Genomic DNA, 26,799 nt, shown 5'->3' with positions numbered 1-26,799 from the left:
TTGGGGAGAGGGGACTGATCGAGTTGGATGGGCTAAGTCCGTCGACCTGAGATTCCGAGTCGAACTCAAGTGTTGAAAAGCTCAATGATCAGCTCCCTCTCCTTGGGGAGAGGGCTGGGGTGAGGGGTGGGCTCACCGCGGTGTTTGGGCGATTTGATTATTTACGAGCGACAATCACCGCGCGCATCGGCGCCGGCAATCCTTCAATCGTTTTGCTGTGATCTTCCGGATCAAGGAAATCACTCAGCGACTGATACTTCATCCACTCAGTCCCGCGCTGTTCTTCCACCGTTGTGGTGCTCACATCCACGCAGCGAATATCGCTGAACCCGGCACGACGCAACCACAACTCCAGCGCCGGCACCGACGGCAGGAACCACACGTTACGCATCTGCGCGTAACGGTCTTCCGGCACCAGCACTTGATGCTTGTCGCCTTCCACCACCAACGTTTCCAGCACCAGTTCACCGCCCTTGACCAGGCAATCCTTCAGCGCCAGCAAATGCTCGATCGGCGAGCGACGGTGATAGAACACGCCCATCGAAAACACGGTGTCGAAGCCTTCCAGGTTCGGCGGCAGGTCTTCGAACGGGAACGGCAGGTGCCAGGCATTCGGCTCGGACAGGTAACGCTGCACCGCCTGGAACTGGCAGAAGAACAGCCAGTTCGGGTCGACACCAATCACGCTGTTCGCGCCGGCACCGAGCATGCGCCACATGTAGTAGCCGTTGCCGCAGCCGACATCGAGGATGCGTTTGCCTTTCAAATCCAGATGCGGGGCGACGCGCGACCATTTCCAGTCCGAACGCCATTCGGTGTCGACGTGCACACCAAACAAGTCGAACGGCCCTTTGCGCCACGGCGACAAACCCATCAATGCAGTACGCATCTGCGCACGGGTTTCGTCGTCGCAATCGGTGTCGAGTTTCAGGCCATTGAGCAGATCGATTTCGCTCGGCTGAATTTTCGGCAAGGCATCCAGCGCACTTTGCCAGCGCTCCAGGTCGCCGTGACCTTTCTCCATTTTCTTGTCGAGTTGCGCCTGCAGGGTGTTGGCCCATTCGGCCAGCGGCGTGCCGGCCAGACGACGGGCGAGGGGGGACAGATCAATCATGGCAAGGCAATCAACGAGGCAAAGTTAAGACACTGGAACCACGGCACGACTTTCGAGAACCCGGCGGCCAACAGGCGTTCGCGGTGTTCTTCGAGGCTGTCGGGCTTCATGACGTTTTCGATGGCGCTGCGTTTCTGGGCAATCTCCAGTTCGCTGTAGCCGTTGGCGCGTTTGAAGGCGACGTGCAGATCGGTGAGCAGCGCGTGTTCTTCGGCATCGTTGAAGCGCAGCTTCTCCGAGAGGATCAGCGTGCCACCCGGCAGCAGCGATTGGCGAATGCGCGAGAGCAACGCGGTACGCTGATCCGGGGCGATAAATTGCAGGGTGAAGTTCAGCGCCACCACCGAAGCAGGCTGAAAGTTGAGGGCGAGGATGTCGCCTTCGATCACTTCAACCGGCAGCAACTCCTGGAACATCGAATCCTGACCGTTGAGGTATTCGCGGCAGCGTTCGACCATCGCGGCAGAGTTATCCACAGCGATCACCCGGCAGCCGTCGGTGCGCACGTGACGGCGCAAGGCCTGAGTCACTGCACCTAGCGATGAACCGAGGTCGTAGAGCACGCTGTTCGGCTGGGCGAACTGTGCGGCGAGCACACCGAGGTTTTCGACGATGGTCGGGTAACCCGGCACCGAGCGCTTGATCATGTCCGGGAACACCCGCACCACGTCTTCATTGAAGGCGAAGTCAGGCACCTGGGCCAAAGGCTTGGCGAAAATACGATCGGGTTCTTTGCTCACGGCGGTTCCGGCGGTGTAAATGGAAAGGCCGGCATTTTAGCCAAAAGGGCGCGGGGATGCTTGGGTTGTCTGATAAAACGCGGGGATATTGCTCTGGTTGATCGTTCCCACGCTCTGCGTGGGAATGCCGCCCCGGACGCTCCGCGTCCCTGCGCAAATGACGCAGAGCGTCACAGGATGCATTCCCACGCGGAGCGTGGGAACGATCAGATCCGTTTGGTCTGGGAGAAAGCGGAGGCGGCGATGCCCCACTGGCCCAGCCAGTAGCTGAGGATGATGACGTATGGCGCGGCGTGGAATGGCGATACGAAGCGATCAATACCGATCACGCTGTCCGAGAACACAAACGCCAGCGCACCGCCCGCCGCTAGCAACGCCGAGCGTTTCGGCACATCGGTGCCCAAACGGGCCAGTGCGCGCCAGAGCATCGCGCTGATCGCCGTGCCATAAACAATCACCGGCACCAGCAATGGCCCAAGACCGCTGGAAATCAGAAGACCCAGCAGCACGGCACCCACTCCGAGGGCAAGTACCAGCGGCAAAATCGCCAGACGCTTGCAGTCACTCAGATAAGCCTTCAGATAAGCCAGATGCGCGACCAGAAACGCACCGAGGCCAAATACAAACAGATCGCCCGGCCACGCCAGCAACACATCACCCAGCAACGAGAAAATCAGACCGAGACTGATCCAGCGCCGATAGTCACTGGGTGGCGCGTCGTGCAGCCAGCCGAGCAATGCCAGCACCGGCAACGGTTTGACCAACAGGCACAGCAACGCCGCATGGGTGCTGACACCGTAGAGAAACGTCACCGCGCCCATCAACGCCAGAATCAGCCAGCCCACGATCAATTTACCGAAATGGCGCAGTCAAAGGTTTCCACCGGGAGCACTTCCGGTGCCCACGGTTGTTGTGAAGTCAGGCGCAGGCGCCCGGTGCCGGGGGCGAAGGCCTGGAAGCGCCAGGTCGACAAACCCGCTGCGCCGACCACGCCAGCGTCTTCCGGATTGCTGTAGACCTCGGGGCTGAGTGCGCGCAATACACCGCCAGCGGAATCCTGAATGGCCCAGCGATAACCCGTGGTCGGGTTGCTTGGCAGCATGATGATGAGGTTTTGCCCGTTAGTGAGCCGAACGGGGCATTCGCTTTGTTTTTCCACGGTCACGTTGTGTTTCGGTTGCGTGGCGCACGCGGCCAGCAATGAAAGGGCGAGGGGGAGAAACAGGCGAGTGGGGGACATAAGGTCAGTGGCTCCGGGTGTTCACGACGAACGGCGAGCATAACTGAAGATGAGACAAAGTGTGACAGTGCCAAGCCCTCACCCTAGCCCTCTCCCAGAGGGAGAGGGGACTGATCGGGGGATATTGGTGAGGTACGCCGACCTGAACGTGCGTCAGCGAATCCATAATCGACCCGGTGTTTCAGGTCGGCGCATAGCGCAAGACCGCTCGGTTGGCTCCCTCTCCTGGGGGAGAGGGCTGGGGTGAGGGGCTACGGGCTACCGGTCAGAACAGTACCTTCGCCACATCGGCAAACCGCTTGGCGAAATGCACCGTAATCCCTTCCTTCAGATAATCCGGCAATTCCTCAAAATTACCCCGGTTCGGCTCCGGCAAAATCAGCTCGAAAATCTTCTGCCGTCGCGCTGCAATCACCTTCTCGCGCACCCCGCCAATCGGCAGTACATGCCCGGTCAACGTCAGTTCACCAGTCATTGCCACACCTTTTTTTGGTGGCTGGTTTCGCGCAAGCGAGAGCAGGGCGCTGGCCATGGTCACGCCGGCGCTCGGGCCGTCCTTCGGTGTCGCGCCTTCCGGTACGTGCAGGTGGACGAAGGCTTCGTCGAAGAACTTCGCGTCACCGCCAAACTGTTTCAGGTGCGAGCTGACGTAGCTGTAGGCGATCTCTGCCGATTCCTTCATCACATCGCCCAGTTGCCCGGTGAGCTTGAAGCCACGGTTAAGCGTGTGAATCCGCGTCGCTTCGATCGGCAAGGTCGCGCCGCCCATGCTGGTCCAGGCCAGACCGGTGATGACGCCGGTGCCGGACAGCACTTGCTCGTTGCGGAACACCGGATGGCCGAGTGACGCTTCAAGGTCTTTCGGCCCGAGTTTGATCACCGCTTTCGGCTCGTCAATCAGCTTCATCACCGCTTTGCGCACCAGTTTGCCCATTTGTTTCTCGAGCTGGCGCACCCCGGCTTCACGGGCGTAACCGTCGATCAAGGCTTTGAGCGCGCTGTCGCTGATGCTCAGGCTGCCCTTGGACACACCGGCCTTTTCCAGCAGTTTCGGCCACAGGTGACGCTTGGCGATGGCGACTTTTTCTTCGGTGATGTAGCCCGACAGGCGAATCACTTCCATGCGGTCGAGCAACGGGCCGGGGATCGAATCGAGGGTGTTGGCAGTGCAGACGAAGAGGACTTTCGACAGGTCCATGCGCAGGTCGAGGTAGTGGTCGAGGAATTCGACGTTCTGCTCCGGGTCGAGGGTTTCCAGCAGTGCCGAGGCCGGGTCGCCTTGGTAGCTCTGGCCCATCTTGTCGATCTCGTCGAGCATGATCACCGGGTTCATCACTTCGACGTCTTTCAACGCCTGCACCAGTTTGCCCGGCTGTGCGCCGATGTAGGTGCGGCGGTGTCCCTTGATCTCGGCTTCGTCGCGCATACCGCCGAGGCTGAAGCGGTAGAACGGCCGGCCGAGGGATTCGGCGATGGATTTGCCGACGCTGGTTTTACCTACGCCCGGCGGGCCGACCAGCAGCACGATGGAGCCGCTGATCTCACCTTTATAGGCACCGACGGCGAGGAATTCGAGGATGCGGTCCTTGATGTCGTCCAGGCCCGCGTGGTGTTTGTCGAGAATTTTGCGCGCGTGCTTGAGGTCGAGTTTGTCCTCGCCGTACACGCCCCACGGCACCGAGGTCGCCCAGTCGAGGTAGTTGCGGGTGACCGCGTATTCCGGCGAACCGGTCTCGAGGATCGACAGCTTGTTCATTTCTTCTTCGAGGCGCTTCTGCACCTGCGCCGGCAGGACTTTGCCTTCGAGGCGTTGCTCGAACTGTTCGAGGTCGGCGCTGCGGTCGTCCTTGGTCAGGCCGAGTTCCTGCTGGATAACCTTGAGTTGTTCCTTGAGGAAGAACTCGCGCTGATGCTCGCCGATCTTGCGGTTAACTTCTGCCGAGATCTCTTTTTGCAGGCGCGCGACTTCGACTTCCTTGCGCAGCATCGGCAGGACTTTTTCCATGCGCTTGAGCATCGGCACGCAGTCGAGCACGCCTTGCAGTTCGGGGCCGGTGGCGGAGGTCAGGGCGGCGGCGAAGTCGGTCAGCGGCGACGGGTCGTTGGGGCTGAAGCGGTTGAGGTAGTTTTTCAGTTCTTCGCTGTACAGCGGGTTGAGCGGCAACAGCTCTTTGATCGCGTTGATCAGCGCCATGCCGTAGGCCTTGACCTCGTCGGTCGGCTCGGTGGGCTGGTGCGGGTATTCGACTTCGACCAGATACGGTGGGCGATGGTGTTTCAGCCAGGTCTTGATGCGTACGCGGCTGAGGCCTTGGGCGACGAATTGCAGTTTGCCGTTCTCGCGGCTGGCGTGGTGGACTTTGACCAGGGTGCCGTATTGCGGCAGGGCGCCGGTGTCGAAGTGGCGCGGGTCTTCCTGGGGCGTGTCCATGAAGAACAGGGCCAGGGAATGGTGTTCAGATTTACTGACCAGTTCGAGGGTTTCGGCCCAGGGTTCTTCGTTGACGATGACCGGCAGGACTTGGGCCGGGAAGAATGGGCGGTTGTGGATCGGGATGATGTAGACCTTGTCCGGCAGGTTCTGGCCGGGCAGGGCGAGGCCTTTGCCGCTGGAGGTGTGTTCGATGTGTTCGGCTTCGGTGTAGTCGTCGGGGTTTTCCGGGAATTCTTGCTGGTCGCTCATGGGGCACCTGCGCAATGGGGTATGGGTCTTAGATGGGGCAGGGTTTGGGTGGTTTCAATGGCGGGGGATGTTTCTGCTTGTGTGTTCAGGGTTTTGACAGGGTTCACGCTTTTGACTTGGCGGCCTTTGGGCCGACCATGCTCTTTGGGGTTTTGGGTGTATATCCGTTTCTTCGGTAACGGCGGCTTAGGGTTTCGCCCTGACGGCGACTCACTTTTTTGACAAACGCCTCAAAAAAGTAAGCAAAAAAACGCTTGCTCCTACGTGCGGCCCGCTCGCTGGGGCTCGGGGTTCCTTCGCTCCGGGATCGATCCGGGCGCAGCGCCTACGGTTTGCTTCGCTGCACCTCCTCTCGCTGTGTTTGGCTGCGCCAAACGGTCGCTGCGCTCCCACGCCCGGATCAATCCCTCCGCTCAGCCTTCCGACGTCGCCCGTGGATCAAGATCAAGATCAAGAGCAGGCGAGCTGACACTCGGCCTATTGAGTGGTGAAGAGCACGGCGCGCATGGCTTTGGTTTTTGTGGTGCTCTTGCCCCTCACCCCAGCCCTCTCCCGAGGGAGAGGGGGCCGATTTGTGGGCATTTCAGAATCTGAGTTCGACTCGATATTTCACGTCGGCGTAGCTCGCCCAAACACCTCCGTCAGTCCCCTCTCCCTCCGGGAGAGGGTTAGGGTGAGGGGCTTTTGATTTTACGTTCTGCATTTGGGTACGGGGTTACCTGACCAAGGTCGTTACAAAGGCCACGTCAGTTCCTGGAGCAGAAAGAACCCGTTGCAGGTGAGTTCACGTGTGTCATCCGTGTAGCGTGCCTTGCCGAAAAGTTCGAAGTCTTTGAAGTCATATCGGTAGAGGTTGGGGTTGAGCTTGGTGACTGCGATAGTTGAAGAGGACTCTGTTTTAAATTCATAAAACTGGATACCCCGGCCTGTAACGACTCTTTCAGAGTAGGCAGGTGTAGATGGCTTTAGCAGGTCGCGAAGTGAAACGGAAAAAGTTCGTTCGCTCGATAAGCCTTTTTTGTGACCGAAATCAAAGTAATACCCCCCTAACGGGTTGAATGACACAGAAGTGGCTTTGGTCCTGTAGCTGGTCAGATCTAAATACGTACCGCTGATAGTGCCCTTCACATCAATATCAAGAACACCGACGGCGAAGACTGCTGGGAATGCTTTTGAAGTTGTCATAGGGGGCTTCCTCGATTGATTGAGTTGGAGAAGGAAGTCTGAGAGAAACGGCATAACCTGTTAACTGTCATATCTGACAGGTTTTTATGCCTATTCGTGATGATGGCCTATGAGACGAGTTATATAGGACGCGCAAGATAATCCGGTGGCGGGGAGGGCCGCTTGCGAAAGTGACCTGACAGCCGACCCTTTTCTAGCTAAATGCGCTCAATCCGACTATGGGCGAGCCTGCTCGCGGACGCGGTGTGTCAGGCACTGTAGATGTTGAATATGCTGACGCCTTCGCGAGCAAGCTCGCTCCCACAGGTTATTTGGGGGTGTTTTTGAAATAGCGTGCACAAATAAGGCGATGCCTCTCGACAGTCATCTGCAATCTGGCGGTTAACTCATAGATCAAAATTCATTGCGGTTTATTTCGAAGCGGTCTTGGGCCCCTGTAATTTCTGACAGTAGACACATTGCCCGGTCGATCCGAGATTAACCAGGCGTCTTCAGGCAGGGCGGCGCATGCCGATTTACGGACTTAAAGGAATCCAGCCATGAGTTATACCGATACGAGTTACGAGGGCTGCACTATTCGCGAATACTCCCCTGACACCCCGGGTCTGCGTTATCGGGTGATCTATAGCGCGACGGATGAGAGTTTGTTGCTTGAGACTCGCAAACAGGCCGAGCAATTGATCATTGAGCGATTGCGGTTGATGAAAAACGGAGGGAAAGCTTCTTGAGTCAGCCGGGCTAACGCTCACCTGTGCAGGAGCAGCCTGCGGCAGCTCCTGCACCGGGTGGTTTGTCAGGTATTTGCGGGGATTTCGTGGTTATCCAGCACGCGGTTCACCGCCAGTTCGGCGAGCATGATGATCTGCTGAATGGCCAGGATCGTGCGCCGCTGTGGCAGGTCGATGTAGGCGGCGATGTCGCTGGTCATGAGGCTGGCCTGGGCCAGTGATTCGCAGGCGTGGACCAGAAGGCTTTCGCTGTCCTGCTCGGGGGCGACCTGGAACATGGTGCTGGGTTTGTGGAAGCGCAGGGTTAAGGCGTTGGGTTTGAGGTAGTGGTCGAGGGCGCGTTCGGCGGCTTCGTGGAATTTCTTGGAATCGGGGGATTCGTAGGGCGAGGTGTCGTCGGTTTCGGGGGGATTGGGTGTTGGCTTTTTCATAGTGACGCTCCGAATGATAAGTGGGGCTGTCACTCTCAATCACCGCGACGCGACGGAGGGTGGCAGCTGTACGCAGGTTCGCGGACCGAGCCATTCGGCAATCTCGGCATACCCGAAGGTATCCCGCGCACAGCCACCATCAAACCAAACAACAAGCACCTGAGCGCTCCGGTTTGGGCCGGCGATTATGCATCAAATCGAATGAACTGCTCGGGCCGCGACGCCCGTTCGCTGAATTTGCAGCGACCCCCAGAGCCTATCCAGCCGATTTCCGAGGCACAACCGACGCGACTTGTCGGAAAACTCCGCGCCACTTTCAACGTCTGTAGGACGAGTACCTTTCCCACAGATCAACGCATTTCAACCTGTAGGAGCTGCCGAAGGCTGCGATCTTTTGATCTGGCTTTTAAAAAACGAAGTCAAAAGATCGCAGCCTTCGGCAGCTCCTACATGGGTGTTTGGCGTGCACAAAAAAGGCGATGTCCCTGCGGGACATCGCCTTCATTTTTACCGCCGCTGAATCTTATTCCGGCAGTTTGTAGGCAATGATGTAATCGCCCATTTTGGTGCCCAGCGAACCGTGACCACCAACCACCAACAGGACGTATTGCTTGCCGTCCTTGCCGGTATAAGTCATCGGAGTCGCTTGACCACCCGCCGGCAGACGCGATTTCCACAGCTCTTTACCGCTGTTCACGTCGTACGCGCGCAGGTACTGGTCGAGGGTGCCGCTGAGGAAGCCGACGCCGCCCGCAGTCACCATCGAGCCGCCCATGCTAGGCACGCCCAAGGTGAAGCCGATCGGGATTGGCGAGCTGTCGCGGCTGGTGCCGTTTTTGCGTTTCCACACGACTTTGCTGGTGGTCAGGTCGATACCGGCAACGTAACCCCAGGCCGGGGCCTGGCACGGTACGCCGAATGGCGACATGAACGGGTGCATGATCACCGCGTATGGCGCGCCGGTGTTCGGTTGCACGCCAGCGGTTTCGCTTTCGCGTTTGCTGCCGGCGGCGACTTGCTCGCGTGGCACCATTTTCGAAACGAAGGCCATGTAGTTCGGGCTGGTGAACAGCATTTGGCGAACCGGGTCGACCGAGACGCCGCCCCAGTTGAACACACCAACGTTACCCGGATAGATCAGGCTGCCCTGTTCCGACGGTGGGGTGTACTGGCCTTCGTAACGCAGTTCTTTGAACTGGATGCGGCACAGCATCTGGTCGAACGGGCTCGCGCCCCACATGGCTTTTTCGGTCAGTTCCGGGGCCAGCAGGTTGAGGTCCGAACGGGCCTGGGTCGGTGCGGTGTGGTCGCCTTTCACGGCGCCTTGCGGTACCGGGATTTCCTTGATCGGAATGATCGGCGTGCCGTCACGACGGTCGAGGACGTACAGGCTGCCCTGCTTGGTCGGGGCGATCAGCGCAGGTTTCACGCCATCGGCGGTTTTCATGTCGAGCAGGGTTGGCTGGCTGCCAACGTCCATGTCCCACAGGTCGTGGTGAGTGAACTGGTAGTTCCAGCGCACTTTACCGGTGGCCAGGTCCAGGGCTACAACGCCGGCGCTGAATTTCTCGGCGCCCGGGGTGCGGTCTGCGCCCCACTGATCTGGGGTCTGGTTGCCCAGTGGCAGGTAAACCATGCCGAGTTTTTCGTCGACACTGGCCAGCGACCACATGTTCGCCGAGTTGCGGCTGTAGGTTTCACCCGGTGCCAAAGGCTCGGTGGCGTCTGGCTTGTCGCTGTCCCAGTTCCATACGAGGTGACCGTCGCGCACGTCGAAAGCGCGGATCACGCCCGATGGCTCGTTGGTCGATTCGTTGTCGGTCACGTGACCGCCCATGATCACCAGATCACGAGTGATCGCGGCTGGCGAGGTGGAGTAGTAGCCGCCAGCGGTGAACGGGCCGATGCCTTGGGTCAGGTCAACCACGCCTTTGTTGCCGAAGCCTTCGCAGATTTTGCCGGTGTCGGCATTCAGTGCGATCAGGCGAGCATCAGCGGTTGGCAGGTACAGACGACGCGAGCAGGCCTGAGCAACGGCTTTGCCGGCTTCGGAAATCACCGCCGAGGCGGCGTTTTCAGTTTTCGCATAAGCAGCTTCGTCGTAGTACGACACGCCACGGCAAGTCATGTGGGCGAAGCCTTTGAAGCCGACCGGGCTCTTGATCTGCGGGTCGAAGCGCCACAGTTCTTTGCCGGTGTCCGGGTCCAGGGCCAACACTTTGCTGTGCGCGGTGCAGGCGTAGATCATGCCGTTGGCTTTCAGCGGGGTGTTTTCGTTGGTCAGCTCGACCGGGTCATCCGCGGTCGGCAGGTCGCCGGTCTGGATGCGCCAGGCTTCTTGCAGCTTGCCGACGTTGGCCGGGGTGATCTGCTTCAGCGGCGAGTAACGGTCACCGAACTCGGTGCGGCCATAGGCCTGCCAGTCGCCATCAGGCATGGCTGGCGCGGTGCTGGTGGTGTCCGCCGTGTCGCGGCCCAGTTCGCCGAAGGTTTCGCCCGGGTGGGTGAACAGGCTGGCCAGAGCGGTAACGCCGGCCAGCACCACAGCGACGGTCAGACCGCCAGTGCCCATTGGCGCCGGGCCGTTCAGCAGCAGTGGACGACGGAACCACGGCAGCAACATCACGAAGCCGAGGACGAACCACAGGGCCAGACGTGGCACCAGCTGCCACCAGTCCAGACCGACTTCCCACAGCGCCCAAACGGTGCTGGCAAACAGAACGATGGCGTACAGGCCCAGCGCCGCGCGACGACGCATCAGCATCAAAATGCCGGACAGCGCGATGCCGATACCGGCCAGCAGGTAGTACAGCGAGCCGCCGAGCATGCTCAGCTTGACCCCACCGGCCAACATGGCCAGGCCCATCAGTAGAAGCAGAATGCCGAGCAGGCTCGGTAGCAAACGGCCCCGACTCGAAGCACTTTCGGTGCTCATAGTGTGATTCTCCGTGACGTTTATGTAGTCCCGCGCTGTAGTCACTTTAGATGACGATTTGGCACAGGCATGGTTCAGATAAAAACTTGTCTAGCTAACGAAATTCATTTGTGTAGGAGTGAGCCTGCTCGCGATGGCGGTGCGTCAGTCTCTGGAGATGTCGCCTGAAACACCGCTATCGCGAGCAGGCTCACTCCTACAATGGATTTGCGTATTGCTTTAGAACGAGGACTGGATCTTGATCCCGCCGATCAGGGCGTCGTCGACGTCGTTCACGCCACCGGGGTGGCGGATGTATTGCAGGTTCGGGCGCACGGTCAGCCAGTTGGTTACGTGCACGCCGTAATACAACTCGGCGCTGTATTCGGTGTCTTGCGGCGGCAGGAACGACGGATCGTCGTAGTCGTACACGGCGTTGGCGCGGTTGCTGGCTTCAGCATTTTTGCGGAAGGCCGGGTTGACGTGTACGCGGGCGAGGGCGAAACCGATGTCGTCCTTGGCGCGCGCATCGAACGGGCCTTTGTAGGTGATGCCGGCCTGGACGTAGTTGTCGATCGCGTTGGTTTTCTTGTCGTGCATCGTGCCGTTGGCAAACACGCTGAGGCCGCGCGAGTTGTCGCTGGCCATGCTGGTGATCTGCTGCTGAATGCCCAGCCACACGCCGTGTTTGCTCGACGCGCTGCGGTAGGCTTCGCCGCTGAGAGCCGCCGGTTGGCCGTGGCTGTCTTTATAGACGTCGCTGGCATTGGCGTTGCTGTAGTAGTAACCGGCGCGGTATTCGCCCGGCAGGCCGTTGAGTTTCGGCGTCCACACCAGTTCGATCGGCAGGATTGCGCCCTGGGTGCCGCTGCCGCTGAGTTTGAAGCCGTTGCCGCGATCGAGGTTCGACGGGTTCTGCTCGTAGGCGCCGACCTGTGCGTACAGCTCCGGGGTCAGGTGATATTTGACGCGCAGCGCCCATTGGCTGACCGGCCAGTTGTACCAGATGCCGCCGACCCAGTTGCCGACCTGCGAGCCGCAGAACGCCAGGTTCTGGAAGTCGCACGGAAAGCTGTTGAAGTCTTCGCCTTCGCCGAAACGGCCGACCTTGATGTCGAGTTTCTGATCGAAGAACTTCTGCTGGTACCACATCTGCGTCAGGCGTGTGGTCTGGCCACGGCCCCAGACTTCCTGGGCCGAGGTGAAACCACCGACGCGCGGATCGTTGATGCGGTCGTTGCTGATGTTGTTGCCGCTGCGTTTGGTGATGGTCAGTTGAAACTCCGCATCGTCCCAGCCGAGGATCTTTTGCAGGTCCAGGTGTGTGCCCAGGCCAAACTGATCGCTGTAACGCGCGGTGCGGTCATGGTCGTAGCCACCGTGCAGGTTGCTGCCCATTTCGCCGGTGTAATCGAGCTTGAAATCGTAGCCTTTTTCCGAGAGTTCGGTGCGCGTGCCGTTCCAGTCACCGAGCATGTACGGTGATTCACTGTCGAACGCGGGCGCCGCTTGCACGCAGCTGGCGAGGCCGAGGGCGGTACAGCCGCCAAGGGTGCGCAGGGTTAAGATAGCGCTGTCTCGGGAGAAGGAAAAATCGGGCATGGCTAAGTCTTTTTTTGGTGTTTTCGGGGGCGCGAGCTGAGTGCTTCAATAAGTCGCAGGCAGTGAAGCGATTCAGCGGAAGGGCGGCAGGATAATGATCTGTTACAAAAACACAAAGGCCTTTTGTGAACATGCAGCGTTTCAGATTCGGTAACAGTGCGGCAAACGGGCGCATTGTCGGCCGGTTCGCAGCCTGCGATCTTTTCAGGTTGGCCTACATTTGAAGGTAGGCCTTCCACCCGATCACCCCCTCGGCTAAGGTGCGCGGCTTCTGCATTTTCACTTCGCCCAAAGGCCTGGCATGAACGAACAAACCCCCGATCCGCTGCACGGCGTCACCCTTGAACAGATTCTCAATGCGCTGGTGAGCCATTACGAATGGTCGGGGCTGGCCGAGCGCATCGATATTCGCTGCTTCAAGAGTGATCCGAGCATCAAGTCGAGCCTGACGTTTCTGCGCAAAACCCCGTGGGCGCGGGAGAAGGTCGAGCGCCTGTACGTGAAGTTGATGCGCACCAAGCGACCGCTTTGAAATGGACGCCGGTTGTTGGCGTCGTCGCCTGATCACCTGCGCAGCCGTGTTGGGCTGGGCGGGATTGGGCATTCAGCTTTACCTGATTTTCTTCGCGCGTTTAAGCGTTGGCGCGAGCCTGTTGGGTGGCGTGGTGAGCTTTTTCAGCTATTTCACGATTTTGACCAATACGCTGGTGGCGACGGTGCTGACCTGCGCGGTGACCGCTCGCGAATCCGCTGCGCGCCGCTGGTTTTTGCTGCCGTGGGTCAGCAGTGGGATTGCCGTGAGCATTGCTGTGGTCGGACTGGCCTACAGCATTCTGCTGCGGCATTTGTGGCATCCCGAAGGTTGGCAATTTATTGCCGATGAACTGCTGCACGACGTGATGCCGTTGCTGTTTCTAGGCTATTGGTGGTTGTGCGTGCCCAAGGGCACTTTGCGGTTGTGGCATCTGCCGGTGTGGCTGCTTTATCCGCTGGTGTATTTCATCTATGCGCTGCTGCGCGGGCATTTGCTCGGCGCGTATGCGTATCCGTTCATTGATGTGGCGGTGTTGGGTTATCCACAGGTGCTGGTCAATGCCGGGGGGATATTGGTGGGGTTTGTGCTGATTGGATTGTTGGTCATTGGCTTGGACCGATTACGGCGATGAAAATCAAAAGATCGCAGCCTTCGGCAGCTCCTACAGGTGTACGCATTCCAATGTAGGAGCTGCCGAAGGCTGCGATCTTTTGATCTGGGGATTTACTCCTCTTCGGAGGTGCCTTCGGCGCGCCAGTAGCCGACGGCTTTGATCAGTTGCTCATCCAGCCCGTGCTCATCGATCAGCACCCGGCGGATCTGCCGTGAAACTTTCGTTTCTGTGGCTACCCACGCATACAGATTGCCCTTGGGCACCTGCAACTGCTTCACCGTACTCAGCAGGTTGTCCTTGCCACCTTCACGCAACACCCAGATCACATTGACCTGCGCTGCGCTTTCCAGCACTTGCTGCTCGGCGCCGTTTTCCACTTCGATCACCACCAACGCCTTGCGATTGGCCGCCAGGCCTTCGAGGCGGCGGGCGATGGCGGGCAGGGCGGTTTCATCGCCGATCAGCAGGTAGCTGTCGAAAATGTCCGGCACGATCATCGAGCCGCGCGGCCCGCCGATGTGCAGGAACTGCCCCGGTGTGGCTTGCTCCGCCCAGGTCGACGCAGGGCCGTCACCGTGCAGAACGAAATCGATGTCCAACTCCAGCGTGTCGAGATCATAGCGACGCGGTGTGTAGTCGCGCATTTCCGGTTTCGGCCCATCGTCCTTGCCGGCGCCGAGCACCATCGTCTCCAGCGCGGCGGCTTGTTCGGCGTTCTGCGGGAACAGCAGTTTGACGTGATCGTCGGTGCCCAGGCTGATGAACCCGGCCAGCTCCGGTCCGCCGAGGGTGATGCGGCGCATACGCGGCGTCAGGTCGACCACGCGCAGGACTTCCAGCTTGCGGCGTTTGATTTCGTGCATCACGCGGTGAATGGTTTGGGTATCGACTGCAGTCATTCGGCTTTCTCCGGGGCAGGTTGAACGGCAGGGCCGTCGACGATGGCTTTGGCGGTGTCGTTGAGCAGGTCACGCACGCGCAGGATTTCTTCGGCGCTCCAGCGGCCGTGGTGCATCTGCAGGGCATGGCGCAGGTTGTGCACGGCTTCATGGATTTCCGGCGGCCGATCATGGCCGCGCAGCGAGCGTTTGCTCACATCGATGCGCATACGCACACCGTCCAGCGCCACGGCTTGCTCGCTTAAAGACAAACGACCGGCGTCGGTGGCGCTGTAGCGTTTTTTGCCGCCCTCGGCGTCGCCGGTGATCAACTCGCTTTCTTCGAGAAAGGTCAGGGTCGGGTAGATCACGCCGGGACTGGGGCTGTAGGCGCCGTCGAACATGCCTTCGATCTGGCGGATCAGGTCGTAGCCGTGGCACGGCTGTTCGGCGACCAGCGCCAGCAGCAGCAATTTCAGGTCACCGGGGGCGAACACCCGAGGGCCTCGGCCGCCGCGCTCGCGCCCGGGGCGCTTTTCGAAGCCGTCACGGCCGTCGCCGTGTTCGCGATGGGGGGAATGATGGTCTCTCATTTCTGTCTTCTCTCGTCGTGTTTAGATACAACTTAAGATATATCTTGGAGAGTGTGCAAGACGTTTTTCCCCGAGAAAGGGCGTCGCCTGACGAGCGGCAGATCCGATTCGGGCGCAAGCAGCGAATCTCGGCCGGTTGTCGGAAACGATAACTTGAAAGTTAAAGTCATCGCTCTATTGTGTGTAGAGTATATGTTCTAAATTGCACTAAGTTGCCGTGCTGTCAGGGTGAAGTTGCTGTATGGTTTTTTTACTGAAACTGTCTGTAGGGTGAAACTTACAGTCGATGTTTTGAATATCTGTTTTATGTTCTTTTTTCTTGCAGGTCATGGGGTTGTTTAACTACGCGGTTGTCGGAAGTTGCCTGCTTACTTCCAAGAGTTAACAGTTGATGATGCTTCGGCATTGAAAGTCCAAGTTGACCTGGCTCAACTCGGGCAGCGACTCGGGCAGTGATTGTCTTGAACTTTCAATGTTCATCCCCCTATCAAGAAAACAGGTACATAACGATGTTCAAGAAACTCGCAATCGCCGCTCCACTGGCTCTCCTGGCACTGGGTTCGACTGGCGCATTCGCCGCTGGTGAAGCGTCGCACTCGATCAGCCTTGTCGCGCATGTGCCGACCAACGGTTTCTATGTAGTGCCGACCGATCCGGACCTGGTCAACAAAGACCAGGACATGAGCTACCAGCCGAGCACCGGGAAAATGCGCGACGTCAATGGGTTCTTCGATGTGCGCAACAACAACGGTTCGGTACACGCCAGCCTGGAAAGCCAGCCGAAGCTGGTCGCTGGCAATACCTCGATCAACCTGCAAGTCATGCTTAACAACAAGGAACTGACCCTCACCCCGCAAATGGTTGTGGGTGAATCGGAGTCGGACGTCAACTACCGCGCACCGCTGAAAATCAGCGCGGTGGGCAGCAACTTCGTGCCGGGGGATTACACCGGCTCCGTGGCGATGATCTTTGATGCCGTGCCACCGGTTGCTGGCAACTGATCGCATTGATCAGGCACTAAGGCGCGCTTTTACCAGTGGCGCTAACCGACGGGGTAGATAGCAGTGTTTGTCCCGTCGGACTTTCCTTGTTTGTAAATCAGAGTACGAGTTCATGTTCCCGATGACACCCATCGCGGCTGCGCTTGCGCTGTTGTTTTGTGCCAGCGCAGCCGTGGCGTCCAACTCCACCGGTACCACGCCCCGCAGTCTGCTGGCGCAGGCCAAGGGTTTGCCGGCGGATTTCGAAGAGCATTTCTTTGATGTGCCTCTGGCGGTACGGGTCGAAGTCGATCAGCAACCGCTGGGTGAGGCCATGGTGGTGTTGTCGCACGATGATCGCATCACCCTGCTCGAATTCACTGACACCAGCGATAACCGTCTCGGCCCGGCCGAGCGGGAAAAATGGGCGAGCTATCTCAAGCCCGGCGTGCCCTTGGGCGCGTGCAGCGGTTCCTGTCCGGACCAGTTTCTGGCGGTGCATTACAACCTGGAAAACTCCCTGGTCTCGATCCTTACCGAAAATGCCGAGCGCGACGTTGAGGCCAAGCGCTATTACGAGCAGCCCGACAGTGGCAGCCACGGCCTGATGGTGCGTAACCAGCTCAACCTCAACGGTGGTCAGGAGCAGGATCTGGGCGGACGCTTCGGCCTCGAAGCCAGTTCAAGCCTGGGCAACTGGAGCCAGACGCTGAACCTGCAAGTTGCCCGTCTTGGTGGCCCGGACGACAAGCTTTATCACGCCATCCAGGAGCTGCACACCCAGCGCGAACTGCAAGGCAGTTTTTTCCGTCTGGGCTATTTCACCCCCAATTCCGAAGGGCTGATGCGCCAGCCGCGCACGTTCGGCACCAGCCCCGACACCGCCGTTGGTGTGATGTACGGCAGCTCCGACAGCCTGGCCATCAACAGCGCGATGCCCAGCGTTTATCCGATCTATGTCACCGCCAACCGTCAGGGCTCGGTGGAGATTTGGCGCGATGGTCTGCTGATCAATACCCAATCGGTGCCGGCCGGTTTGCAGACCCTCGATACCCGACCGCTGCCCGGCGGCATTTATGAAGTGGAAGTACGGCTGATCGAAGACGGTCAGATCACCTCCACCACCCAGGAGCTGGTGTACAAGCCCAACAACTGGCGCAACCTCGATGAGCGCTGGCGCTACAACGTCTTTGCCGGCGAAGAACAGAAACTGCTGAGCAACTGGGACACCCAGGCCAGCGGCAATCCGACGGCGGGCGCGTCAGTGAATTACCTGCTGCATCCGCGGGTGATCCTCGGGCTGTCGGCGCGGCAGATTCGCGAAAAACTGCAATACGGTACGTCCATCGACTGGACCCTGGCCAATCACCTCAGCCTCTACGCCAACGTCTACAAGACCGAGGATTACGGCACTGGTCTCGACTTGCAAAGCCTCTACAACTATGGCGCCGGCAGCATCGTCGTCAGTCACAGTCGTAGTTGGCTCGACACCACCTATACCTACGACACCCTGCCCGATGGCACTCGGGTTCGTCCGCGCAACGTGTTCATCGGCCAGACCAGCAATTCTTCGCTGGCGCTCAACCATCGCGTCAGCAGCAAGAGTTCAGTCAATGCGCGGGTGTCGCACAGCGAAGGCAATGTCGAAGGCATGGGTATGGATCTGGGCTGGACGCAGCGCACCACCCTGCTGGGCAGTGACGCCAGTTGGCGGCTTTCGTTGTTTGATCGGCCCGGCAGTTACAGCAGTGGTGATGCGCGCAATCGCGGGGTCGACCTGAGCATCAACATGGCGCTTGGCGCACCCGGCCAGCAGATCACCGGCAGCATCGGCTCACGCACGGCCCGCGACGGCACGCGTGACAACAACGCCTCGCTCGGCTGGCGCAAGGATTTTCAGGATCACGTCCTGCAAAACGTGTCGCTCACGGCACTCACCGATACTTACGGGGTGGGCGTCGCCAGCCTCGCCAACTTCCGCACCGACGCGGTCAATGGTGATGGCTTCATTCAGCGCTCCTCCTACAACGGCAACTTCACCGGCGGCCTCAACGTTGACAGCACCTTGGTGGTCGGCGGGCAACAGATGCTCATGACCAGCCAGAGCGATGTGCGCGGCGCCGGGATGATCGTCGATGTCGAGTCGGATATCGAGGACATCGTCCTGCGGGCTGACGATTACAGCGGTGGCGGGGCGGCGTTGAAGCCGGGGCGCAATTTCATCCCGATCACCGCGTACCGGAACAGCTCGGTGAGTTTTGATTTCGAGGGTACCCACGTGCCGGCGGCGAGCATTGAACCGGCACGCACCCGTTATCACCTGAACAAGGGCGGGGTCGAGTACCGCAAAGTCCGCGTGATGAAAACCCTGACCGTGCTCGGTCGACTGGTGGACGCACAAGGACGGCCGCTCAAGGGCCATCACGTGATCAACCACGCCAGCCGCGGTGTAACGGAAGTCGACGGCTTCTTCTCGATGGAAATGAACGCCGGCTCACCGACCCTCGAAGTGCGTCAGGGCAACCAGTTGCTGTGCCAGTTCCGCCTCGATGCCGGCAGCCATCGCAGCGAAAACGATGTGTTGATGATCGGCGACCTGCGTTGCACGCCGGACACGCTGGCCGACGTTACGTTCACCGAACAGAAGGCAGGTTGATCCGATGAAGATAATCACAAGTGGATGTGTATTGGCGCTGGCGCTGAGCATGTCGCCGGCACAGGCCATCAATCAGGAGATCCGCGCGCTGTTTCAACCGGATGCTTCTCAGCCGGGCAAGAACCTGTTCGTCAACCAGACACCCAATAGTGGCTATTGCGTGAACTTCCCCGCGCAATGCGCCAGCAACAACATGTTCAGCATTGAGTTGCCCGTCCGCTACAGCTCAGGCGAGCTTAGGCCGGGTGACGATGTCTCAGTGCAGGTTCCGGCTGGCTGGAGACGGTTGACGGTCACCAATCAGGATACTCAGGAAACGGAAACCGTAGAGGTGCGTATTACTGGTATCGGCTCCCGATTTGTCCTCAGCGATAGCGTGGATAACCTGACCGGAGTGGCAGCCCCCACAGGCCATGACATCCTCTGGACGTCCCTTAGCGGTTGGCTTTATGCCCCGGCGCCTTGCCAAGGCACTAGCGTGGCCGGGTACAGCGATCGCACCTATCGCTTTTTCTGGCAGACGCCTGTGCAAGCGCCCTGTACCAAAACCGCCGCTTTTCGCATCCCCTCTATGTACTTCGAGAGGATTGATTTTGCGTATGAGCTGAAAACCCCAAACCCGTTGAACATGTCGAGCGGTCTGTACACCGGATCCATCTCCTACAGCATGGGTCCCAACGGTGATTTCGATATGGGCGCGACATTTCAACCGGATGACGGCAACCTCACCCTGGACTTCGTGCTGGACGTACAGCACACCCTCAAGGTCGATCTGCCGCCGGGTGGCAACCAGGTGTCGCTGGAACCCCAAGGTGGCTGGGCGCGCTGGATCGACAGCGGGCGCAAGCCGACACGGATTTTTCGCGATCAGCTGTTTTACCTGTCCGCCTCGTCGCGCTTCAAAGTCAAGATGGTGTGCAATTCCACTGGCGGCCCGGCGTGCAAGCTCGGCAGCCCCAAGGGCAATACCACCGAGGTCGAAGTATCCCTCAGCTTGCCGACGGGGATTACCGGTCCCAGCGGCAATGTCACCCGGCATCCGTTAAAACACGACGAGTGGGCGGGGCCGTTCCTGCCAAGCCTGTACGTGGATCGCAAGCCCGGCACGCTGCATTTCGACATGACCCCGTTTGCCATCGAATTCCTGTTGCGCCCCGGCCTGAGTGACCGGCTGCGCGGCAACATCACCATTATCTGGGACTCGGAAGCATGAGCGGTCCCGCCTGGCCATTCTCGACATTCATGGAGTTGAAAACGATGAACCGTGGTTTTCTGCTGGGCCTGCTCAGCGTGTTTTGCCTGACGGCGCAGGCCGGTCCGCAGATCAATGTCGGCACCGTTTACGACTATCTCGACGCCGATAAAAGTACCTATCTGAAACGCGTGTTCAATAGCGGCGACGCGACGGCATTCGTCAAGATCAATGTGCTGGAAATCATCTACGACAGCGATGGCAAGCCGCAGGAAATTGCAGTCGAGAACGCTGCCGACGGCGCCTCACGCAATGGTTTGATGGCCAGTCCGGCGCGGCTGATCGTCCCGGCTCAGGGCATGCAAGGCACGCGTTTGCTGTACATGGGCGAGCGTGATCGTGAGCGTTATTTTCGCGTGCGTTTTGTCCCGGTAGTCCCGGAAAAGGAAGACGACTTTGTGGTCAGTGGCGAAGAGCGGGATGAGTACAAAAAATCGCTTTCGGCCGGGGTCAATGTCATGACCGGATTCGGCACGATCTTTTTCGTGCGGCCCAAGGACGTTCGTTTCGCCACCGTGGTCAATGAAACCGAGAGCCGCTATGAGCTGCGCAATGACGGTAACACCGTAGTGATTGTCGATGAGTTCAAGAGCTGTTCGCTGAGCAAGGAAACCGACTGTGGTGCGACCACCAAGCACCATGTGCTGGCGGGCAAGACTTTCGCGTTCGACAAGGACAAGGGGCGCGAGTACCGCTTCTTCCTGATCGAGGGCAGCGCCAGAAAAACCATAAAGACCGCCAGTCGCTAGGTCTGTTTTCCAATGACGCATCGGGTAAACCACATGATCAAGCAATGCATCCTCGGCACGCTGATGGCCACTGCCGTGTTGGCCAGCGTTGGGGCCTGGGCCGCTCGCGAAGAACACACCTTTGAAGTGTCCCTGACCATTCCCAGCCGGCCGTTCTACATTATTCCCGCAGAGCCGGACTGGATTCACCGGACCCAGCGGCTTGCCTGGGATTACCCGCGTGCGACGCTTGGTGGCCTGGAGAAAAATTTCGACCTGCGCCACGACAGCGGCGCGATCGAGGCGCGCCTTGGCTCCGACCCTTATCTGGAAAACGGCCGCCCCGGCGAGGTGATCGAGTTACAGGTCACGTTCAATGCCGTGGAGTTGAGTTCACACATCACGCCGCGCCAGGTGCTGTCTCAGGAAGAGGCGGCGGCCGGCAAACGCGTGGCCCTGAAGATCAGCCCTGTCGAACCGGCGGGCGGGTATCGCTCCGGCGATTACAGCGGCAACGTCGTGTTGTTGTTCAACGCCAGGGCGCCGGGTGTCGAATGAGGCTGTTGCGTAGTCATCTTCGCGCCTGGCCCGATCCTGTGGCGGTCTGTTGCTGGCGCTCAACGTCAGCGCCGCAGCGGCCGAAGTGCATCACATCGAAGCCCGGCGTGGCGTGAAGTTACTCAGGCCACGTCACCGTGATTCGGGATTCGGAAGTGGCGCAGGCGCGATGAAGCTCTGCCAGCTTTGACCGGGCTGGCAGAGCAACAGCGTTGTCGTCAGAAACCCGCCCTGGCCAATGCTTCACGAGTCAACTGCCTGGACAGTTCATCGCGCTCATAGCCAATGTTGTCCGACAGCCGTCTGTGGCGTGCGGCGCTCATGGCTTCGCCGCTGAAGACCTCTGCCTGCGGTATGCCCAGTTGATCGGCAAGGCTTTCCATTTTTCGCGCCAGTTGATTGAGCGGCGTTTGTGGCGTGGCGTTGGCCCATTCAGCCTGCGCATCACGCAGCTCATCGAGCCGTCCCAGTTTTTCCGCGTAAAAATCATCATTGGTTTCATAGCGGTCCGGGTGGTTCTTGCGCAAATGAGTCTCCCAGAACTTCTTCGAATAGAGGTGGATCATTCCGTTGACCAGACCATCGCCCTGTTCGCGTTTGATGATCGTGTTATAGGCCGCGTCGAGTTGTTCGGTACTGACGCCGGAGCGAGGTCGGTAGAGCATACCCTCGGCCTGCCAGGGCAGCCCCAGTCTTTCGGCCAGCCCGGTCTCATAGGCCAGATGGATTTCTACCTCATCGGGAGCGGGGATGCTGTTATCGATCTTGTTTTGCTGTTTCTGACGCTGGTATTCAAAATCTGCCTCATCGGTCACTCGGTTCAGTCGGGCGGCACTGCGGGCGAGGCGTACGAGTCTGTCATCCAGAGCGCTGGCTGATGTCGACTCCTCGTAGGCTTTGGATACCAGTACTTTCATCCCCAGTGAATTGAACAACTGAGTACCCAGATCGCCGCAATCGTCGGGGGACACAATCTGTTTGAACAGTTCTGCGCGCAGTTGTGAATCGATTGCCGCCGCTTCGACCATTTCCCATACGCGCCGGGTCAAATTCTGTCGACCGCGACTCGTCCGGTAATCCGCGCTTTCCCTTTGCTTGCGGATAACGCTGAAAAAACCGGCGGAGTCTGGTTCGGCCATCAGGTCATGCCAGGATTCTTCGCGATATTTTTGCAACGCTGCGGACGGTCCGAACCCGCCAGGCTCAACGGGAAACATTTGCCAATGGCTGAGCTCGTTGCTGGCTGCCGGCAAATAGCTTTGCACCAGACCCAGGCCTGAAGATTGCCGATACAGGCCATAACGCACCCTGTCCTCATTGGTCAGTTTTGCCAGGTCAAAGCGCGCGCGGCTGAGGACAAACGCCTGATCGGAGCCGGGCGTGACCTGGGGCAGGGTATTGATCGGCGCCCGCCGCATGTCGAGCATGAAACCGCGCCGTCGCGGCCAGTCGCCGCTGCCGGGTTCGAACAACCCCTCGGGCCAGGTTTTAATGTCGGTATTGGCCAGGCCCAGTTCATACAACTGGGACATCCGCCCGACATCGGGTGGCACGCCCAATGGATTACCGTTCAGGTTCAGCGTGCGCAGACGCACCAGTGCGTTGAGGTGTTCGCCGGACTGTGGCGTCAAGTGAATCCGGTTGTCGCTCAGATCCAGATACTCGAGCCGGCGCATTTGGCCGAGGGTGGAAGGTATCTCTTTCAGACCGCACTGGCGGGCGCTCAATTGCCGCAGCCGCGGCAGGCTGCCGAGTAGTCCTTCGGCGGTAGGCGAGAGGGGCATTTTGTTGACTCTCAGCGAGGTGATCTGCTCAAGGTGTTTCTGCAGGTCAGGTTGTTCGCGTAAATCTTTCCACCACCTTTCGAGCTCAAAGCTCAGGAAATCGGACGTCAGGTCCAGCGTATAGCCTTGTTCGGGATGATTGCTGCCACCTTCGAACAGATCGCTTTTACGCTCGAAACATTCAATCAACTTGTCTTCGATGTGCCTGCCGCCGTTGTGCATGTAATCCAGGGATGCTCCGTAGGCCGGATCTCCCGAGTCGTCCATGCCGGCGGGGTAATTGTCACGCCATTTCTGCAGTGCCTGGTGCAGATCCTCGCGTTCGTTTTCCAGCTGTTTGATCGCGTTTTCGGGGTTATCACCCTTGCGTTTCAACACTTCGATGAAGGTGGTCACCTCGCTTTCCTTCATGTACGGGTAGAGCTGCCTGATTCGTTGTTCCGGTGTCTGTTTGGCAAACGGCCACGGCCAGCCGCGCAGCAGCGTTTCGGTTTCAATCGTCGCCACCGGGCGGATGGGTGGCTCTGCCAGCGCGGTTCGGCGCTGTGCAGGGGACGTGGCCTGTTCCATGATCCATAGCTTCAGCGGGCGTCCCTGACCGCGTTGATAACCCACTTCAGGCAAGGTCTGGACAGGCACCGCATGAAGAATCGACTCGTAGAAATCATCGCCTTCATGCAGTTGGCGGTTATTGGCGTCGAGCACTTCATAACGCCCCCGTTCGTCGCGAATCAGACGTCTGACGGTGGTTGCGTCAGCCGGCCCGACACTGCAGCGCAGCGTTCCGTCAAAGCTGCCATCGCGAACCTCCAGGCGCAGGTCGGCGAAGGTGTCGGTATTGACTCTGAGGGTGTTGAGCGCGAGGCGTTCAGTCTCCGCAGTGATCAACTCATCGTGATAAAAACCATCGTAAGCCCGGGTAGCGGATGCTTCGAAATCCAGTTCTCGGGCTTGGTTCTTGAGGCGCAGCGGCAGGCGTTGTTCATCGGCGATGCGTTGCAGTTCGGCGGGTTTGGCCTGCGCCACGACTTTTTCTGCAAGCTCGAGTGGAAGATCCGGGAACGTCTGTCGGACGCGCTGGATATCGGCTTTGCCTGATCGTTCCCCAGCTTGATAAACATGCCGGGATACGGCGCCGCTGCGTTTGTCGACGTCATCGGCGAGCTGATTGCGCAAGGCCGCAACACGCTCGCCAGGGGGAACCTCGCGCCCCAGCAGACTGTTGAACTCTGCCTCGGTAAGAAAACCCGCCACCCGATCCGGCAACTTGCCCGCGTTCAGATCGGCGAGACTGATGCTCAAGGTATCGGCCTCCAACGCTTGGGGGTTGCCGTACTTGCGCGAATAGCCGGCCAGGTCGGTGTCGGCAAACACCTCCAGCGCCCGGTTGTACGGCCAGCCTGGCAGGCTGGTCAGCACCGGTTCCAGCCACACCGATTCAGCGGCAATCGGCTGCCCGTTACGGATGTTGGCGGTGGCGATGCGAATATCGTCGTAGGCACTGAACCGCTTGACCGTGTCGGCCAGCAGCGGTGGTGGTGGACGGGTGTCCACATACATCTGGCGCAGAGCGTTGTGGTCGGTACCGCTGCTGATGCGGATCTGCTCCAGTTCCCTGGGGGAAAATCGCTCGACGCGATGGCCCAGGCGCCGCATCAGTGCTTCATTTGGCCAGTCTTGCGGGGTTTCCGCTTCATGCACCCAGGCGCCGTGGCCATTGTGTTCGATCCGTGGCTGGTAGGCGTTGGCGCGGTTCGGGTGCTTGATGCGGTGGGTGGTGGACGTCGCGTCAGTCGAGGCTTTTTCGACGAAGTACAGCTTGCCCTCCAGTGGCAGGACGTTTTCGTTGCCGTACTGATGCAGTCCCTGGTGGTCAGGTTTGGCGTCTGGCGAGAGCATCAGTTCATTGCGTGCGTAAGGGCTCAGATCCGGGTGCCATAAACTGTTTTTGCCATCGGGCAGCTTGACCGGTTTCATAGCGTCGACCAACGGCGACAGCTTCACGCGAAAGGCTTCGCCGATCTGCGCGCCCGCAGTGAAGGCGGCCAACTGGATGATGTCGGTCACCACGCTGATGACATGCCCGGCGGCTTCCTGCCAAAGCCCTTCGGCCAGATCGACGATGCCTTCGATGACGTCGCTGGTCAGTTGGTAAGCGGTGTAGGCCATCATCAGTTCGCCCAGACCCGGGACGAAGGGAGTGGCGATCAACAAGGCGACATTGGCAATGTCCGAGAGGATTTTCTTGAAGTTGTCCCACCACGCCCAGCGCGCCTTGCTGTCGGTGTCGGCGGTGGAGACGGCGATTTCCCGGGCATCGTTGAGAATCTTGTTGAGCTTTTGCTGATAGGCGTGGCGCCAGTAATCACCCTGTAATTTCAACCGGCTGAATTGCAGGTTGGGATTGTCCACCGGATCCTTGCGCCACGCTGGTCGCTGGTCGGCCGGATCCTGACGCGGGTGATACCTGACGATGAACAGTCGCTGTTCGAGTTCAGCGAAGAAGTGTCCGCGCTGCTGCTGGTCGACAAACTGGCTGAAGAATTGACGATAGGTCTGTTGGCTTGAGGCACTGAATCGGTCTTCGCGAAACTGCCGCGTCAATTCATCGCGCAATGCTGTCAGAGAGTCGTACTCCTTGAGCGGGTGATCCGGATCGTGAGGAATGTAGGCGATCACCCGTCGAACACCGCGGTTGTCCGATACCGCATGCGTCAGTAGCAGGATCCCGGTCAGGCGGGTGCCGAGCAGCGACAGGTCAGAGCACTGCATTGAACGGCCATTGAGCCGCAGTTGCGGTTTGCCTTCGGCCAGGGTCAGCAGCATTTTGTAGGCGTCGTACTGGATATCGTCCTTGATCAGTGCCAGGTGCGCCGCGACGGCGAGGGCGTCTTTCTGACTCTCGTTCACCTTGTGTTGCAGCACGCCTTCAGCCAGCGGTTCACCCGGTAGCAGATAGCTTTCCAGATGCTTTTTATACTGGGCGCCGATATCCAGGTCGCGGCACAGCGTCTGGAACTGGCTGATGGGCATGGCGCTTTTGATCGGCACGACATCGAACAGACCGCGTTCATCGGGTTGGCTGATGTAGTCCGAGCCAGGACCTACCGTTTCGCTGTTGGCGAAGTTGTGCAGGGCGGCGTCCAGCAAGGAGACAGTGCGGGTCACGACACCTGCGGAGAAATCGATGGCGTACCACGGTTTTTCTTTCGGCAGGTACAGGCGTAGAAAGGTGCTTTTGACGTCCGGCTCGATGCCGTGACGTTGTTTGATTTTTGCCTTGAGCAGCGGTTCGGCGAAAGCGTACAGATCGGTTTTCGCCAGCAGGTGGTCAACCTGGTTCTGCGAACCCCAGGCCTTGAGGTTGGCGTCGGCGAGTTTGTTCAGATAGGCGGCGGGCGCGGTGGTGTACCAGGCTTCATTCTTCAGTGGCGAGGCTGCCAGGGCGAGGCCCCGGCTGACGGTAGCGGTCTTGAAATTGTCGTCGACGGCGGATTTGATGAATTCGTAGTGCCGTCCTTTGTCCGTGTTTTCCGCAGGCTGGGGAGAGAGAGACATGGCCAATCATCCTTGATTGTTGAGGAG

20 protein-coding genes are annotated in these 26,799 nt (G+C 59.2%); 8 read left to right on the top strand and 12 right to left on the bottom strand.

Annotated elements, in window-relative coordinates:
* Positions 1–157: 157 nt before the first annotated feature.
* The 6 genes from cmoB to CKW38_RS07720 all read right to left on the bottom strand — a co-directional run bounded on the left by cmoB (position 158) and on the right by CKW38_RS07720 (position 6,962).
* On the bottom strand, positions 158–1,114 hold the full coding sequence (cmoB, locus tag CKW38_RS07745) for a tRNA 5-methoxyuridine(34)/uridine 5-oxyacetic acid(34) synthase CmoB (protein ID WP_095112371.1): 957 nt from the start codon (positions 1,112–1,114) through the stop codon (positions 158–160).
* A complete protein-coding gene (cmoA, locus tag CKW38_RS07740; protein WP_095112370.1) occupies positions 1,111–1,854 on the bottom strand; it encodes a carboxy-S-adenosyl-L-methionine synthase CmoA in 744 nt (247 codons plus the stop codon). Before cmoA ends, cmoB begins: the two co-directional genes overlap by 4 nt.
* A gap of 206 nt (positions 1,855–2,060) precedes the next feature.
* Positions 2,061–2,699, bottom strand: coding sequence for a lysoplasmalogenase (locus CKW38_RS07735; RefSeq protein ID WP_176472302.1), 639 nt, complete (start codon positions 2,697–2,699; stop codon positions 2,061–2,063).
* 2 nt (positions 2,700–2,701) lie between these two features.
* Positions 2,702–3,094, bottom strand: a complete 393-nt coding sequence (locus tag CKW38_RS07730; protein WP_007916811.1) for a protease inhibitor I42 family protein — start codon at positions 3,092–3,094, stop codon at positions 2,702–2,704.
* 265 nt (positions 3,095–3,359) lie between these two features.
* Positions 3,360–5,777: an endopeptidase La gene (lon, locus tag CKW38_RS07725; protein WP_095112368.1), complete on the bottom strand. Its 2,418-nt coding sequence runs from the start codon at positions 5,775–5,777 to the stop codon at positions 3,360–3,362.
* A 732-nt stretch (positions 5,778–6,509) separates the two neighbouring features.
* Complete coding sequence (locus CKW38_RS07720; protein WP_007916808.1) at positions 6,510–6,962, bottom strand: hypothetical protein; 453 nt, start codon at positions 6,960–6,962, stop codon at positions 6,510–6,512.
* A 539-nt stretch (positions 6,963–7,501) separates the two neighbouring features.
* Between CKW38_RS07720 and CKW38_RS07715 the strand changes: the two genes are divergently transcribed.
* A complete protein-coding gene (locus CKW38_RS07715) occupies positions 7,502–7,690 on the top strand; it encodes a hypothetical protein (protein WP_007916807.1) in 189 nt (62 codons plus the stop codon).
* A 65-nt stretch (positions 7,691–7,755) separates the two neighbouring features.
* Here CKW38_RS07715 and CKW38_RS07710 read toward each other — a convergent pair whose 3' ends face one another.
* From CKW38_RS07710 to CKW38_RS07700, 3 genes are all read right to left on the bottom strand, one after another.
* Positions 7,756–8,121 carry a DUF6124 family protein gene (locus tag CKW38_RS07710; RefSeq protein ID WP_007950222.1) on the bottom strand — a complete coding sequence of 122 codons (366 nt, stop codon included), beginning with the start codon at positions 8,119–8,121 and terminating at the stop codon, positions 7,756–7,758.
* A 523-nt stretch (positions 8,122–8,644) separates the two neighbouring features.
* The gene (locus CKW38_RS07705) at positions 8,645–11,056 is read right to left on the bottom strand and encodes a glucose/quinate/shikimate family membrane-bound PQQ-dependent dehydrogenase (RefSeq protein ID WP_095112367.1); all 2,412 of its coding nucleotides are present in this window, start codon (positions 11,054–11,056) and stop codon (positions 8,645–8,647) included.
* 219 nt (positions 11,057–11,275) lie between these two features.
* Entirely contained in the window at positions 11,276–12,637 is a 1,362-nt protein-coding gene (locus tag CKW38_RS07700; protein ID WP_095112366.1) for a carbohydrate porin, read from the bottom strand.
* A 301-nt stretch (positions 12,638–12,938) separates the two neighbouring features.
* Here CKW38_RS07700 and CKW38_RS07695 point away from each other — a divergent pair, with 301 nt between their 5' ends.
* Positions 12,939–13,169, top strand: a complete 231-nt coding sequence (locus CKW38_RS07695; RefSeq protein ID WP_007916799.1) for a VF530 family DNA-binding protein — start codon at positions 12,939–12,941, stop codon at positions 13,167–13,169.
* Position 13,170: 1 nt separating this feature from the next.
* Positions 13,171–13,803, top strand: coding sequence for a Pr6Pr family membrane protein (locus tag CKW38_RS07690; protein WP_095112365.1), 633 nt, complete (start codon positions 13,171–13,173; stop codon positions 13,801–13,803).
* 92 nt (positions 13,804–13,895) lie between these two features.
* Here the strand turns inward: CKW38_RS07690 and CKW38_RS07685 are convergent, their stop codons facing one another.
* Complete coding sequence (locus CKW38_RS07685; RefSeq protein ID WP_095112364.1) at positions 13,896–14,684, bottom strand: siderophore-interacting protein; 789 nt, start codon at positions 14,682–14,684, stop codon at positions 13,896–13,898.
* Positions 14,681–15,256 (bottom strand): PadR family transcriptional regulator, encoded by a 576-nt coding sequence (locus CKW38_RS07680; RefSeq protein WP_007916794.1) that lies wholly within the window; start codon positions 15,254–15,256, stop codon positions 14,681–14,683. The genes CKW38_RS07685 and CKW38_RS07680 overlap by 4 nt, the downstream gene beginning before the upstream one ends.
* Positions 15,257–15,765: 509 nt before the next feature.
* Here CKW38_RS07680 and CKW38_RS07675 point away from each other — a divergent pair.
* The 5 genes from CKW38_RS07675 (at position 15,766) to CKW38_RS07655 (ending at position 21,430) form a co-directional block, all read left to right on the top strand.
* Positions 15,766–16,257 (top strand): CS1 type fimbrial major subunit, encoded by a 492-nt coding sequence (locus tag CKW38_RS07675; protein WP_095112363.1) that lies wholly within the window; start codon positions 15,766–15,768, stop codon positions 16,255–16,257.
* Between the two features lie 112 nt (positions 16,258–16,369).
* Entirely contained in the window at positions 16,370–18,892 is a 2,523-nt protein-coding gene (locus CKW38_RS07670; RefSeq protein ID WP_007916790.1) for a CS1-pili formation C-terminal domain-containing protein, read from the top strand.
* A 4-nt stretch (positions 18,893–18,896) separates the two neighbouring features.
* Entirely contained in the window at positions 18,897–20,105 is a 1,209-nt protein-coding gene (locus CKW38_RS07665; protein ID WP_007916788.1) for a hypothetical protein, read from the top strand.
* 44 nt (positions 20,106–20,149) lie between these two features.
* Positions 20,150–20,893, top strand: a complete 744-nt coding sequence (locus CKW38_RS07660; RefSeq protein WP_007916787.1) for a hypothetical protein — start codon at positions 20,150–20,152, stop codon at positions 20,891–20,893.
* Between the two features lie 33 nt (positions 20,894–20,926).
* The gene (locus CKW38_RS07655; RefSeq protein ID WP_042704860.1) at positions 20,927–21,430 is read left to right on the top strand and encodes a CS1 type fimbrial major subunit; all 504 of its coding nucleotides are present in this window, start codon (positions 20,927–20,929) and stop codon (positions 21,428–21,430) included.
* Positions 21,431–21,648: 218 nt separating this feature from the next.
* Here CKW38_RS07655 and CKW38_RS07650 read toward each other — a convergent pair whose 3' ends face one another.
* Positions 21,649–26,772 carry a dermonecrotic toxin domain-containing protein gene (locus CKW38_RS07650; RefSeq protein ID WP_095112362.1) on the bottom strand — a complete coding sequence of 1,708 codons (5,124 nt, stop codon included), beginning with the start codon at positions 26,770–26,772 and terminating at the stop codon, positions 21,649–21,651.
* Between the last annotated feature and the right edge of the window lie 27 nt (positions 26,773–26,799).

Source organism: Pseudomonas sp. Irchel 3H7 (assembly GCF_900187605.1).
GTDB lineage: Bacteria > Pseudomonadota > Gammaproteobacteria > Pseudomonadales > Pseudomonadaceae > Aquipseudomonas.
Note: the sequence above shows the minus strand (reverse complement) of the source record. Positions and strands in the feature narration are given on the sequence as shown.